We start from the raw sequence: 12404 nt of genomic DNA on the forward strand, positions 1-12404 counted from the left end.
TGTGGGGTTGGGCGCGCGGTAGGCTCGTGGCGGGAAGCACGCTGTTGCGCCACGAGCACCAATGCGCATCGATGCGTCGACAGCGGGACCGCGAAGCACGGCTGCGCTGCTGCGTGCACGCGGACCTTGCACTTTCGGACGACCAAAAACCCGATTGTTGTCGCGCCGGCAACACCATGCGTCCTTGCATGGCTCTACCGCGTCATGCACGGCGCTCTTAGGATGTGTCCAGCCATATATCGCTGGACGTGCCGCTGCCGCCACCCCTGACGCACAGCCGCGCACCGACGTGGGGACCGACATCATGCATCTGGGAAAATCCTATCGCCTGGGCGAGTTCGTGATCTGGACCCGCAGAAAAATCTACGTGTTGCTCGCGCTGAGCCTCGCGCCTGCGCTGCTCTACCAGGTGGCCGGCCTGAAATGGCTGACGCTGCCCTTGTCGGTGGTATCGCTGCTGGGCACCGCCACCACCTTTGTCGTCGGCTTCAAGAACGTGCAGACCTATGCGCGTACGGTCGAAGCGCAGAAGATCTGGATGAGCATCGTCAGCGCCAGCCGCTATTGGGGCGTGATCAGCCGCAACTATGCCGGCGACGCCGAGCGCGGCGCGGCATTGGTGCAACGGCATCTGGCCTGGTTGACGGCGCTACGCTACCAACTGCGCGAGCCGCGCGTATGGGAGACCGTGGCCAGCCGCCCCAATGCCGAGTACCGCAAGCAGTATGTGATTCCGGAGCGCGCCGAGCCTTTGGAGTCCGCACTGTCGCGCTACCTGCCGGCGCAGGACGTCCCGGTCTTGATGCACGCCGATGACAGGGCCGCGCAGCTGCTTGCCATGCAGGGCCGGGCTGCCCGCGGCTTGCTGGATGCAGGCGCCATCACCGCAGCCGAATACGCCGATCTCAACAGCCGCATCCGCGAGCTGCTTGATCTCCAGGGGCAGGCAGAGCGCATCAAGAATTTTCCGTATCCGCGCCAGTACGCCATCATCAACACCCTGTTCGTGCGCGCCTTCTGCGTCGCGCTGCCGTTTGGCCTGACGGGCCAGTTCGCCCTGCTCGGCCAGGATGCCGGCGGCATCATGCAAGGCCAGATGGCATGGCTGGCGGTGCCGTTCAGCGTGATCATCTCGTGGATCTACACCTCGCTTGAGCAGGTCGGAGAAAGCACGGAGAATCCCTTCGAAGGCAGCGCCAACGATGTGCCCATCAGCCGCCTGAGCGCGATGATAGAGCGCGACCTGGCGCAGATGGCAGGCGACGCCGACCTGCCGGCGCTGCCCGTCGCGATGATCGCGCTGTAGGCGGCGCAGCCCGCTGCCGCCGACTGCGCGGAGCTGCCCGCCAGGAGCTGCCCGCCCGGCGATTTTCACGCTTGTCCTGCCTGGACTGCTGCGGCAAAATAGCCTGCCTCCCGCCCCCCTTCCTCCCCAGGCGTTGGCCTACCCCATGACCGGCTCCGTGACCCTGTTCGACCGCCATCGTCCTCGCCTGTACGCGATCGCCTACCGCATGCTGGGTTCGGTCGCGGAAGCGGAAGACGTGGTGCAGGACGCGTGGCTGCGCTGGCATGGCGCCGACCGCTCCTCGCTTGAGAACCCCGAGGCCTGGCTCGTCACCGTCACTACCCGTCTGTCCATCGACCGTCTGCGCGCCGCCAAGGCCGAACGGGAGAACTACGTGGGCGTTTGGCTGCCGGAACCCATGCTGATGGCCGCGCCATCCACGCCCGAACAGATCCACGAACTTGCCGACGATGTTTCAGTAGCGTTTCTGTTCATGCTGGAGCGCCTGTCGCCGGACGCCCGCGCGGCCTTCCTGATGCGTGAGGTGTTCGACGCCGACTACGAGGACATCGCGCAGACCCTGGACAAGACCCAGGCCGCGGTCCGGCAACTGGTGCGGCGCGCCAAACAGCAATTGCGCCAGGGTAGCCCGCGCGAGGCCGTGCCGCGCGCAACGCTGCAGCGGCTGCTGCAAGCCTTCGCCGACGCGATGCAACGCAGCGACTTCCACGGCCTGCACGCGCTGCTGAGCGACGACGCCGAGCTCATCGGCGACGGCGGCGCCAAGGTCAGCGCCTTCGCCAGCCTGGTGGGCGGCAAGCGGCTGGCGCAGCTGTTCTACGCCGGCAAGCGCCGCTACCGCGACGCGCTGCGCACCGAGGTGGTCCAGGTGAACGGGCAATGGACGCTGCTGCGTTTCATCGACGGCAATCTGGAATCCGTGCAGTCCTACGAAACGGACGGCAAGCGCCTGACCCGGGTACTGGTGCAGCGCAACCCGGACAAGCTCGCGCGCATCGCGGCCGCCCTGGCGCAACGCTGACACCGGTTGCGCCGGCTTTGGTGCATGGCGGGCAACATGGTGATCCCTGGCGCGGGCCTACCGCCGCGCCGCCCGCGCTTCTACGATGGGCCTGTCACCACTCCGACCAGGACAGGCCATGTCGAACCTCACCAAACTCACGTTGTCTTTCATCGCCGCCGGCGCGCTGCTGGGCCAACCCGCCCATGCCGCATCGCACCACGGGGCGCCTGCCGGCAAGCCGGCCGACCCCATCGTCACCGAAGTGATGAACAAGGATCTGCCGGACATCCCGGGCAGGGATGCGGTGATGCTCGTCGTCGACTATCCGCCCGGGGCGGCCGATCCCCTGCATCGCCACGACGCCTCGGCCTTCGTCTACGTGCTCGAGGGCAGCATCGTCATGCAGGTCAAGGGCGACAAGGAAGTGACGCTGACCCCGGGCCAGACCTTTTACGAAGGGCCGGACGACATCCACACCGTGGGCCGCAACGCCAGCCAGACCAAGCCGGCCAAGTTCGTGGTCGTGCTGATCAAGAAGAAGGGAGCCCCCGCCCTGATTCCCATTCAATAAGGGACGGACATAAGCTCCATCCTGGCCAGTCCCGGACACAGCATGCCCGGGGCTGGCCAGATTTTTTTCCGGGCCGCGTCACAAAAACGTCCCGCGCAACGTCTTAGAGGGTAGGATCAACCAACTCCGCGGCGCTGCCACCATGCCCACATCCCTCCCAGCCCCCTCGGTTACCCCTCCCGCCAACGGACCGGACTCGCTGGCCGACAGCTTCGCCACCAGCTACGCCGGCGTCATGGCCTTCATGGCCGTCGCCGTCGAAGGCAACTTCGCCAAGGCCGGCGACCGGCTGGGCATAGGCCGTTCGGCAGTCAGCCGCAGCGTGCAGAAGCTCGAGGACCAGCTGGGCACCCGGCTCTTCGTGCGCACCACGCGCAGCACCTCGCTGACCCCCGAGGGCCAGCGCTTCTACGAGCAATGCCATCCTGGCGTGGAGCGGATCATCCAGGCCCTGGACGACATGCGCGAGCTGCGCGAGGGCCCGCCTTCCGGCCTGGTGCGCGTCTGTTCCACCGTGGGCTTCGGCCGCAAGGTCGTGGCGCCCCTGCTGAATGACTTCCGCAAGGCCAACCCGAACATCTCGGTGGAACTGCTGCTGGATGACGGCCCGACCGACTTCACCACGGACCGTGTCGACGTATCCTTCCGCAACGGCCGCATGGAAGACAGCCAGGTAATCGCCAAGAAGGTGATTCCCATGCAGATGATGCTATGCGCGTCGCCCGATTACGCAGCCAGGCACGGACTGCCTCTCAGCGTCGACGAACTCTCGCGCCACGGCTGCGTGAATTTCCTGCTGGCATCGGGACGCGTATACGAATGGGAATTCAAGGTCGGCGGCCATCTGCGCAAGTTCGCGCCGCCCGCCATGCTGACCTTCAACGATGCCGATCTCGTCCTGCAGGCGGTGCTGGACGGCCATGGCATCGCGCAGATGGCGGGCTATCAGGTCTGCGAACACCTGCGCGCCGGCACGCTGGTCGCCTGCCTGCCGCAATACGCGCCCGACGACCGCGGCCACTATCTGTGCTTTCTCAGCCGTCAGCACCTGCCGGCGCGCATGCGCGTCTTCATCGATTTCATGACCGAACGCATCCGCGCACAGGACCTGCAGATCATCGACAGCTTGCTGTTGAAGCAGGCCTGAACGCTATTGAGTCAGGGCGACCACGCTGTGGATCCCGCCCTGGGCCATCTTGGAGTATGGGCACAGGCGTTCCGTATTGCGCACCAGCTCTTCGGCGATAGGCGTGGGCACGCCCGGCAGGTGGATGTTGACGTCCGCGGTCAACGCAAACAGGCCGTCGACGGGGTCGCGGCCGAACGAGATAGTGGCCGTGACCGAAGCGTCCGGGATGGCCAGCCCGGCGCGTTCCGCCAGCATCGCGAGCGCGCCGTGGAAGCATGCCGCATAGCCGGCGGCGAACAGCTGCTCGGGATTGGTGCCGCCGCCCGTGCCGCCCAGTTCGACCGGCAAGCGCAGCTCCACGATCAGTTCGCCGTCATCCGATATGGCCATGCCGGAGGCTCGCCCATGGGCGGCCTCCCCACCCCGCACCGTCACGCTGGTGGTGTACAGGGGATGGAAGTCCCCGCCTCGGTACTTTTCCAGGAGGCTCTGGGGAGGAGGCCGCAGTTTGCTCATGAACGTCCTTGTGTTCGCCGCTACTTTCTTGCGCCCGAACGGCTGAACCAGGTTTCGAAGTCGATCTTGCCCAGGCGCGGGCCAGCTCCCGGCACCAGAGTTTCATCTTCGAGCAGGGCGCCGAAATAGCGCGCGCCGGCGTCTGCCCGCACGCTGCGCGTGTCGCCGATCTTGGCCATGTAGCGTTGCACCAGGTCGGCCAGGCGCACCCGCTCGGGGCCGGCGATTTCCACGATGCCGTTCACCGGCGGCGCCAGCGTGGCATCGGCCATGGCCAGCGCCACGTCGTCGGAAGCGATCGGCTGGACGAAGGCCGGCGACAGCCGCACTTCCGTGCCTTCCGTCCCCGACTGCACGATGCCGCCCAGGAATTCGAAGAACTGCGTGCTATGCACGATGGTATAGGGGATGCCGCCCGCCACGATCAGTGCTTCCTGCGCGATCTTGCCGCGGAAGTAGCCGCTTTCGGCCAGACGCTGCGTCCCGACCACCGACAGCGCGACGTGGTGACGCACGCCGGCGCGGGCCTCCGCCGCCAGCAGATTGCGCCCCGAGGTCTGGAAGAACTCCAGCACGGCGCGGTCCTCGAACGACGGCGAGTTGGCGACGTCGACCACCGTGTCGACGCCGGCCAGCGCCGCATCCAGGCCTTCGCCAGTCATGGTGTTGACGCCGGTGGCGGGCGATGCGGCTATCGCCTCATGGCCGCGCTCATTGAGCAGTTTGACGAGTTTGGAGCCGATCAGGCCCGTGCCGCCGATAACCAGGATTTTCATGATGGTTCCTTAGTTGAACTTGGCGCGATCCAGGCCGTATGCCTTGTCGGCCGAACCGGGCACGGTGCGGAAGCCCACGTTGAGACGGTTCCAGCCATTGATGGCCATGACCGCGAAGCTGAGGTCCGAGATTTCCTTTTCGGACAATTGCGAGCGCACGCGTTCATAGATGTCGTCGGGCACGCCCTGCGCGCCCAGCGTGGTCAGCGCCTCGGTCCAGGCCAGGCAGGCGCGCTCGCGCGGCGAAAACTCGCCGGATTCGCGCCAGATCGCCACATGGTGCAGGCGCAGTTCTTGCTCGCCGTGGATCTTGGCGTCCTTCACGTGCATGTCCAGGCAGAAGCCGCAGCCATTGATCTGCGAGGCGCGGATTTCGACCAGGCGCAGGATCGGCTGCTCGATCGCGCCGGACTTCAAGAGCATGCCGAACTCGACGAATTTCTTGAACAGTTCGGGCGATTGCCCGTAGGCGTTCAGACGTTGACTCATGGTGACTCCTTCGATTGGTTGACAGGTGCAGGCTGTGTTGGACCGGGTGCGGTACGTGCCTGAACTACGCCCAAATCGTAGGGCCGCGTGGAGAGCGGCAGAAGACCTGCAAAGGGGACCATGATGTTGCCTCGATGGCAACAATGGTCTGTAGCGGCGGGCTGCCGTCCTTCAGTTCAAGATCGCGGCTCGACCCCGAGCTGCTTCATGGCCCGGCCGATCGCCTGGGGCGCGTAGTCGTCCCAAGGCTCGTTGCCCGCGTCCAGGCGGGTGTGGATATTGGCGATGGTCCAATGCGCCGACCCTTTCAACCCGTCCAGCTCATCCCAGCGCACGGGAACGGACACGCCCAGGCCGGGCCGGGCGCGCGCCGACCAGGCCGCCACCGTCGTAGCGCCGAAGCCGTTGCGCAAATAGTCGGCGAATATCTTGCCCACGCGGTTCTTGGGGCCGCTTTTGGCGACGAACAGCTTTGGCAGGGTTTGCGCCAGATGGCGCACCATGGCTTCGGAAAAGTCCTTCACGGCGTCCCAGCCGTATTGCTTGCGGATGGGAACGACCACATGCAGGCCCTTGCCGCCGCTGGTCTTCAGCCAGCCGCGCAGGCCGAGTTCCTGCAGCAGCACGCGCACCAGCTCCGCGCCCTGCTGGACCGCGGGCCAATCCACCCCTTCCCCGGGGTCCAGGTCGAACAGCATCCGATCCGGCTTGCCGATCGAGGTCTTGAGCGCGTTCCAGGTGTGGAACTCCACCACGTTCAGCTGGGCAGCCGCGAGTATCGCCGCTACGTTCGAAATTTCCATCAGGGAGGGATGCCCCGGATAGAGACGTTCGGGCAGCGCGGTCACCCCCGGGATAGGAGATTCCGAATGCCGCTGGAAGAAATGCTCGCCCTGGATCCCCGCGGGCGCCCGGACAAAGGAAACCGGCCGGCCGCGCAGGTGCTCCATCATCAGAGGCGCCACCAGTCCGTAGTAGCGGGCCAGGTCGAGCTTGGTCGCCCCGGAGGACGGATCGATCACGCGGTCGGGATTCGATAGCTTCATCCCCTTCGGAGGCTTTGCGGCCGCCCCTTCCTTGGCCTTGGCCGGGCTATTGCGCGCGGAGAGCTTTTCGGCTGGCATGGCGACCTCGCGAGTGATCTTCTTCGGTGGTTTGTCGGTACGTAGCCCTCGGAAAGTCGAATGGCGTACATGGCCGTCGCCGGTCCACTCCCCGAAAGAGACCTCTCCGATCAAGATGGGCTGGACCCAATGGACCTGTTTGAGGGCGCGCGGCTTGCCTTCGGTCAGGGCGCTGGTTTTCTGCTCGATGCCGGCCAGTTTGCGGTGCAGGTCGAGCAGCGTCCTGTCGTCGAAACCAGTGCCTACGTTGCCGGCGTAGCGCAGTGCTCGATCAGGCTCATGCACCGCCAGCAGCAGCGCGCCAAAGCCCTGCCGGCTGCCCTTGGGTTCGGTATAGCCCACGATGACGAACTCCTGCCGCTGGGTGCACTTGAGCTTGATCCAGTCGTCCGTGCGGCGCGACACATAGGGCGCGGACAGGCGCTTGCCGATGATTCCTTCCAGGCCCAGCTTGCAGGCCGAGGCGACCAGGTCCGCTGGCGGCTTGTCAAAGGCCTCGCTGAACTTCACATGCTTGCCCTTGCACCTGGCAATCACCTGCCGCAGCAGATCCCGGCGCAAGCTGAGCGGCTCGTCGCGCAGATCGCGCCCCGCCACATAGGGCAGGTCAAAGGCGTAGAACACGATATCCGCGGTACCCGCGGCGTCGAAGGCGTTCTGCAAGGCCTGAAAGCTGGGCACGCCTTCGCGCGTCAGCACCACGATCTCTCCGTCGATCCAGGCATTGGCAATCTCCAATGCCGCCAGTTCCTGGGCCAGGCGCGGCATCCTGGCCGTCCAATCATGGCCGTTGCGCGTGTACAGCTTCACGCTTCCGTCCTCCAGCCTGGCCAGGATCCGGTAGCCGTCGAACTTCATTTCATAGGACCAGCCGTCCGCGCCCCGCGGCACACCGTCAACCAGGGTGGCCAGTTGAGGTTTGAGCGACGCGGGCAGCACAGCGGCCTTGCCGGGCAAGGCCGCGACAGCTTCAACCGCCTTGGCAGCGCGAGCTTGCGGCTTGCTGCGCGCAGCCTCCGCCTTCTTCTTCGCCCTCAGCGGCACCACGCTGTCCGGCATCTCATCCACGACGCTGAAGTCCTGGTCCTCCCGCGCGTATTCGTCGCTCTCCTTGATCAACAACCAGGGCGGCTGTCGATCACTTTCTTTGCCCTTCATGCGGATCAGCGCCCAGCGCCCGCGCAGTTTCACGCCCTCGAGCGTGAATTTCAGATGGCCCGCCTTGTAGCCCTTCCGGGGATCGCCTATTGGAGTCCAGCGCCCCTCGTCCCAGATGATCACCTTGCCGGCCCCATACTGCCCCTTGGGGATGGTGCCTTCGAACTGGTTGTAGGCGATGGGATGGTCTTCTACCTGCACGGCCATGCGCTTGACGGAGGGATCGAATGACGGCCCTTTCGGCACCGCCCAACTCTTCATCGCACCGTCCAGCTCCAGGCGGAAGTCATAGTGCAGATGGCTGGCCCAGTGCTTCTGAATCACGAACACCAGGCCTGCGTCGCCGGACTCGCCGCCCTCGGGCGGTTCGGGCGTGACGGCGAAATTGCGCTTCTCGCGGTATTTCTTGAGACTGTCCGCCATTGCTAGGCCGCCTTTTTCGCCTGCCTGGCGCTCTTAGCGGCCTTCTTCGCGGGCGCCTTCTTCACAGCGGCGCTGCGCGGCGCAGATTTCTTCGCGGGCTTGGCCTCGGCCTTGGCACGCCCCTTGGACGTCCCGCCGCGCAGGCTGCGTTGCAGCAGCTCGGTCAGGTCGATCACGTTATCCGCATACGCCGGCGTTTCCTCCTGCGGCTCGATCACGGTTTCCGTCTTGCCCGCCTTTACCTTCTGCTCCACCAACCCCATGATGGCCGCCTTGAATTCGTCCTGGTAGTCCGCCGGGTCCCACTCGGCCGACATCTCTTCCACCAGCATCTTGGCCATCTTCAGTTCGGACGCGCTGGGCGACATGCTCTTGGCGCCGGCCTTGGGCAGGTCCAGGCCCTCCACGGACTTCACGTCATCCCCCCAACGCATCAGATTCAGGACCAGCGCGTCCCCCATCGGGATCAGCGCCGCCAGATGCTGCTTGGTCTGGATCACGACCTTGGCGATGCCGATCTTGCCGCTCTGGACCAGCGTGTCGCGCAGCAGCGCGTAGACCTTTTGACCCTTGTTGATCGGGGCGACATAGTAGGGACGTTCCAGGTAGACGAACGAGACTTCGGCCGCCTCGACGAATTGCTGGATTTCAATGGTCTGGGTGGTGCGCGGATAGGCGTCCGCTATCTCGTCGGGCGAGATGATGACGTACTGGCCGTCCTCGTACTCGACCCCTTTTACGATGTCCTTGGATTCGATTTCCTTGCCCGTGCGCTTGTTGATGCGCTTGTAGCCGACGGGGTCCATGGACCTGCGGTCGAGCCAGTCGAAATCCACGCCCGATTCCGTCGTGGCGGTATGCAGGCCCACGGGGATGTGGACCAGGCCGAAGGAGATCGCGCCTTTCCAGATGGTACGCGTGGCCATGAGCATTACTCCCTGGTGATGTGCGCGCGGCCTCGCCGTTTGGTCCAGATGCTGGCTTGGCAACCAGGACTCCGGCGAGACACTCGAAGCAGCAATTTCCATGCCCGGGGCCACGTCCGCGCCCATGCACGGCACCGCCGTTTCCCCGGAACGCCCTTCCCGCGCAGGCACGCCGCTTGCTGGACTGCCTGCCATGACATCCGCAACCCATCCCCGCACGGCGGGCATCGTGGCTGCCTTCCCCCGGCGCGCCCATGCCTCCGAACACGAAGTGGCTTCGCTGGACGCCCAGGCTTCCCGCGTGGCCGCGCTGCTGGGCAGGCGGTATGTGCCTGACTACCGGCCCAGCCGCCAACGGGGTGGACCCACGCCCTATTATGTGCCCGATCGCAGTCTGGTTGGAATGGCGCGCGCCGCCATCCTGGGCATCACCGGCGAAGCGGACCTGTATGGCGGCGTAGCGCCGCATGCGTTCGTGGCGACGAAATCCATCAGCCACGGGCTGGTCGGACCACAGGCCCGGCGCCCGGCCGGCTGGGCTGCCACGCTGGCAGACGCGCTGCGCGGCGTGGTGCTGGAAGGCTATACCGCCTTTTGCCCCGAAGACGCCCTGGCGGCAGGCCAGCGCCTGCTCGAGCGCGGCCCGATACGCGTGAAGCCCGTGGACGCCACGGCCGGGCGCGGACAGGTGGTGGCCAGGGACCTGGACGCACTGCGGGCAGCCCTGGCGGAACAATCCCCGCGGGTGATGGAACGGTTGGGCCTGGTGCTTGAGGAAGATCTCGAAGAGGTCGACACCTACAGCGTGGGCTGGGCCAAAGTCGGCGAGATCGAAATCGCCTACGTCGGCACGCAATCGCTGACCGACGACAACCAAGGCCGCCCGGTCTACGGCGGATCCGAATTGCGCGTGGCGCGCGGCGGCTTCGACGCTCTGCGCGCGCTGGACCTCGGCGACGACGAGCGCCGCGCCATCGACCTGGCCTGCCGATATGACGCGGCGATCTGGGCGGCCTATCCGGAATTGATCGCGTCGCGGCGCAATTACGACGTGGCGATCGGACGCACTGCGGATGGCGCCGCGCGCGCCGGCGTGCTGGAACAATCCTGGCGCGCCGGCGGCGCCAGCCTGGCCGAGCTTGCGGCCATGCAGGCATTCGCGCTCTCGCCCGCGTTGATGGAGGTGCGCGCCGAAACGCGCGAACGTTATGGCGCGGGTGAACCCCTGCCCATCGCGCAACGGCTGGTGTTCCATGGCGTAGACAGCGCCATCGGCCAGATCAGCAAATCGGGAGGCATCGTGGAGACGGAAGATGGCGGCGCATAGCACCCCGACGGCTCTGGAGGTTGATGACGTTAAGCTGGAGGCGACCTTTCTCACTCCAGAAGACAAGGTGCCCGGCGTGCTGTTCATCCACGGCTGGGGTGGCAGCCAGGAATTCGACCTGTCGCGCGCCAAAGGCATCGCCGCACTGGGCTGCGTCTGCCTCACCTTCGATCTGCGCGGCCATGGCGGTACGCGTGCCCAGCAACTCCAGGTGACCCGCGAAAACAATCTGCGCGACGTGGTGGCAGCCTATGACAGGCTGTCGCTCCATCCGTCGCTGGATTCCGGCTCGATCGCGGTGGTGGGCAGCAGCTATGGCGGCTACCTGGCCGCCCTGCTCTGCACCCTGCGCCGCGTGCGTTGGCTGGCGCTGCATGTGCCCGCGTTGTACCGCGATGACGAATGGTTGGTGCCCAAGAACCAGCTCAATCGCGACACGCTGCGCGCCTACCGCAGCGCCTACGTGCCGCCGGAGGAAAACCGCGCCTTGAAGGCCTGCACCGAGTTTTCCGGCGACGTGCTGCTGGTGGAGGCGGAGAACGATATCTACATCCCCCACTCCACCATCATGAGCTACCGCTCCGCCTTCCGCCGATCTCACTCCTTGACCCACCGGATCATCGACGGCGCCGACCATGCGTTGACGGAAAAACCCGCGCAACGTGCGTACACCTCCATCCTGGTCAACTGGGTGACGGAGATGGTGACCGGCGCCCGCATGGGAGAGGGGCGCACAAGCATCTGATGACGGGCGCCAAACAGGACGGCACGGCGGGCAGCCATGCCGTCCGCTCACTGCGCTCACTGATAGCGATTCGCCTTGGTCACAGACTTGGAACTGCCGAGCGCCGCTGGCCGGCCAATAATGCCCGGCTTTTTCCCGAGGGCTCCCCCGCTGACCTGGTGGGTTTCCTTGGCGTTCAAGGGCCGGATCCGTTGATCGACCGTACCCTGTTGCCCTGCTTGCTCCGTTTTCTTCATGTCCGTCTCCCGCTTCGTGCTGACGAAGTAAGCCGCGCCAGCGTCGGCCGAGTATCAAGGGGGGACGACACTGGTCCACGTCCCTGCGGACAGGAGCGTCGGCGCCCCACCCATTGAAAGACTCGATGCGGAAAGTAGCAGGAGGCGGGCGGCGGCGAATCGGTCTTTGGTCGTAGGTCCGCACGCGCATTCGCTCCCCTTGCAGCCGGCACGACGGCAATCCGGAAGCCACGCGGAATTTCCATCCCTACGACTAAAGACCGATGCGCCTGCACCGGTGCGCTGCTACTGTCCGCCCCGAGCATTGCCAGTTTGGGAGCCGGGCTTCCCGTCTGCAGCGCATCGCGGCGAGAACCTGGTTCCGGGTGATGCTCGGCCGACGCTGGCGCGGCTTCATTCGTCAGCATGCAGCAGGAGATAAAGATGGAAAAAACTGAACAGCCCGATCAGCGGCGCGACGCGGAACAACAGGTCAGACCCTTGAGCGCCGAGGAAACCCGGGCGGTCAGCGGCGGCTGGGGACCGAACCGTACCAATATCACCTTTGCCCCCCAGAAAAGCGGCTGGCCCGCCGGCAAGACGCTTTACATGCCGAAGTAGTCAGTAAGGATCCGGGCCACATCGGACGGATGCCCCAACTGGCATCCGATTTCATAGCGCGGCGGCGCGTTC

Annotated in this window: 13 protein-coding genes; 7 read left to right on the forward strand and 6 right to left on the reverse strand. The window is 65.6% G+C overall.

Going from position 1 to position 12404, the window contains the following annotated elements; all coding sequences use genetic code 11:
- Positions 1-304: 304 nt before the first annotated feature.
- From AC6LKD_RS10860 to AC6LKD_RS10875, 4 genes are all read left to right on the forward strand, one after another.
- Positions 305-1306 carry a bestrophin family protein gene (locus AC6LKD_RS10860; protein WP_013391200.1) on the forward strand — a complete coding sequence of 334 codons (1002 nt, stop codon included), beginning with the start codon at positions 305-307 and terminating at the stop codon, positions 1304-1306.
- Between the two features lie 145 nt (positions 1307-1451).
- Positions 1452-2330: an RNA polymerase sigma-70 factor gene (locus AC6LKD_RS10865; RefSeq protein WP_492275908.1), complete on the forward strand. Its 879-nt coding sequence runs from the start codon at positions 1452-1454 to the stop codon at positions 2328-2330.
- A gap of 118 nt (positions 2331-2448) precedes the next feature.
- Complete coding sequence (locus AC6LKD_RS10870; RefSeq protein ID WP_498116194.1) at positions 2449-2883, forward strand: cupin domain-containing protein; 435 nt, start codon at positions 2449-2451, stop codon at positions 2881-2883.
- 142 nt (positions 2884-3025) lie between these two features.
- Positions 3026-4030: a LysR family transcriptional regulator gene (locus tag AC6LKD_RS10875; RefSeq protein WP_013391197.1), complete on the forward strand. Its 1005-nt coding sequence runs from the start codon at positions 3026-3028 to the stop codon at positions 4028-4030.
- Between the two features lie 3 nt (positions 4031-4033).
- Here the strand turns inward: AC6LKD_RS10875 and AC6LKD_RS10880 are convergent, their stop codons facing one another.
- From AC6LKD_RS10880 to ku, 5 genes are all read right to left on the reverse strand, one after another.
- A complete protein-coding gene (locus tag AC6LKD_RS10880; RefSeq protein ID WP_492275906.1) occupies positions 4034-4528 on the reverse strand; it encodes an Ohr family peroxiredoxin in 495 nt (164 codons plus the stop codon).
- Between the two features lie 20 nt (positions 4529-4548).
- Complete coding sequence (locus AC6LKD_RS10885; RefSeq protein WP_013391195.1) at positions 4549-5304, reverse strand: SDR family oxidoreductase; 756 nt, start codon at positions 5302-5304, stop codon at positions 4549-4551.
- Between the two features lie 9 nt (positions 5305-5313).
- Positions 5314-5793, reverse strand: a complete 480-nt coding sequence (locus tag AC6LKD_RS10890) for a carboxymuconolactone decarboxylase family protein (RefSeq protein ID WP_498116195.1) — start codon at positions 5791-5793, stop codon at positions 5314-5316.
- A 176-nt stretch (positions 5794-5969) separates the two neighbouring features.
- A complete protein-coding gene (gene ligD, locus AC6LKD_RS10895) occupies positions 5970-8498 on the reverse strand; it encodes a DNA ligase D (RefSeq protein ID WP_498116196.1) in 2529 nt (842 codons plus the stop codon).
- 2 nt (positions 8499-8500) lie between these two features.
- On the reverse strand, positions 8501-9424 hold the full coding sequence (gene ku / locus AC6LKD_RS10900) for a non-homologous end joining protein Ku (protein ID WP_013391192.1): 924 nt from the start codon (positions 9422-9424) through the stop codon (positions 8501-8503).
- A 193-nt stretch (positions 9425-9617) separates the two neighbouring features.
- Between ku and AC6LKD_RS10905 the strand changes: the two genes are divergently transcribed.
- Positions 9618-10751, forward strand: coding sequence for a DUF3182 family protein (locus AC6LKD_RS10905; RefSeq protein ID WP_498116197.1), 1134 nt, complete (start codon positions 9618-9620; stop codon positions 10749-10751).
- On the forward strand, positions 10738-11496 hold the full coding sequence (locus AC6LKD_RS10910; RefSeq protein ID WP_041652119.1) for an alpha/beta hydrolase family protein: 759 nt from the start codon (positions 10738-10740) through the stop codon (positions 11494-11496). The genes AC6LKD_RS10905 and AC6LKD_RS10910 overlap by 14 nt, the downstream gene beginning before the upstream one ends.
- A 56-nt stretch (positions 11497-11552) precedes the next feature.
- Here AC6LKD_RS10910 and AC6LKD_RS10915 read toward each other — a convergent pair whose 3' ends face one another.
- Positions 11553-11732, reverse strand: a complete 180-nt coding sequence (locus AC6LKD_RS10915) for a hypothetical protein (RefSeq protein WP_013391189.1) — start codon at positions 11730-11732, stop codon at positions 11553-11555.
- Between the two features lie 423 nt (positions 11733-12155).
- Here AC6LKD_RS10915 and AC6LKD_RS10920 point away from each other — a divergent pair, with 423 nt between their 5' ends.
- Positions 12156-12332 carry a hypothetical protein gene (locus tag AC6LKD_RS10920; protein ID WP_013391188.1) on the forward strand — a complete coding sequence of 59 codons (177 nt, stop codon included), beginning with the start codon at positions 12156-12158 and terminating at the stop codon, positions 12330-12332.
- Positions 12333-12404 lie beyond the last annotated feature (72 nt).

The sequence above is a fragment of the Achromobacter sp. D7-1 genome (assembly GCF_059760445.1).

What these genes read in the sequence shown, in the direction of transcription:
- AC6LKD_RS10880 (WP_492275906.1), bottom strand. Translation starts at nt 4,528, where the DNA reads ATGAGCAAACTGCGGCCTCCTCCCCAGAGCCTCCTGGAAAAGTACCGA.
- AC6LKD_RS10860 (WP_013391200.1), top strand. Translation starts at nt 305, where the DNA reads ATGCATCTGGGAAAATCCTATCGCCTGGGCGAGTTCGTGATCTGGACC.
- ligD (WP_498116196.1), bottom strand. Translation starts at nt 8,498, where the DNA reads ATGGCGGACAGTCTCAAGAAATACCGCGAGAAGCGCAATTTCGCCGTC.
- AC6LKD_RS10890 (WP_498116195.1), bottom strand. Translation starts at nt 5,793, where the DNA reads ATGAGTCAACGTCTGAACGCCTACGGGCAATCGCCCGAACTGTTCAAG.
- AC6LKD_RS10870 (WP_498116194.1), top strand. Translation starts at nt 2,449, where the DNA reads ATGTCGAACCTCACCAAACTCACGTTGTCTTTCATCGCCGCCGGCGCG.
- AC6LKD_RS10905 (WP_498116197.1), top strand. Translation starts at nt 9,618, where the DNA reads ATGACATCCGCAACCCATCCCCGCACGGCGGGCATCGTGGCTGCCTTC.
- AC6LKD_RS10915 (WP_013391189.1), bottom strand. Translation starts at nt 11,732, where the DNA reads ATGAAGAAAACGGAGCAAGCAGGGCAACAGGGTACGGTCGATCAACGG.
- AC6LKD_RS10865 (WP_492275908.1), top strand. Translation starts at nt 1,452, where the DNA reads ATGACCGGCTCCGTGACCCTGTTCGACCGCCATCGTCCTCGCCTGTAC.
- ku (WP_013391192.1), bottom strand. Translation starts at nt 9,424, where the DNA reads ATGGCCACGCGTACCATCTGGAAAGGCGCGATCTCCTTCGGCCTGGTC.
- AC6LKD_RS10885 (WP_013391195.1), bottom strand. Translation starts at nt 5,304, where the DNA reads ATGAAAATCCTGGTTATCGGCGGCACGGGCCTGATCGGCTCCAAACTC.
- AC6LKD_RS10875 (WP_013391197.1), top strand. Translation starts at nt 3,026, where the DNA reads ATGCCCACATCCCTCCCAGCCCCCTCGGTTACCCCTCCCGCCAACGGA.
- AC6LKD_RS10920 (WP_013391188.1), top strand. Translation starts at nt 12,156, where the DNA reads ATGGAAAAAACTGAACAGCCCGATCAGCGGCGCGACGCGGAACAACAG.
- AC6LKD_RS10910 (WP_041652119.1), top strand. Translation starts at nt 10,738, where the DNA reads ATGGCGGCGCATAGCACCCCGACGGCTCTGGAGGTTGATGACGTTAAG.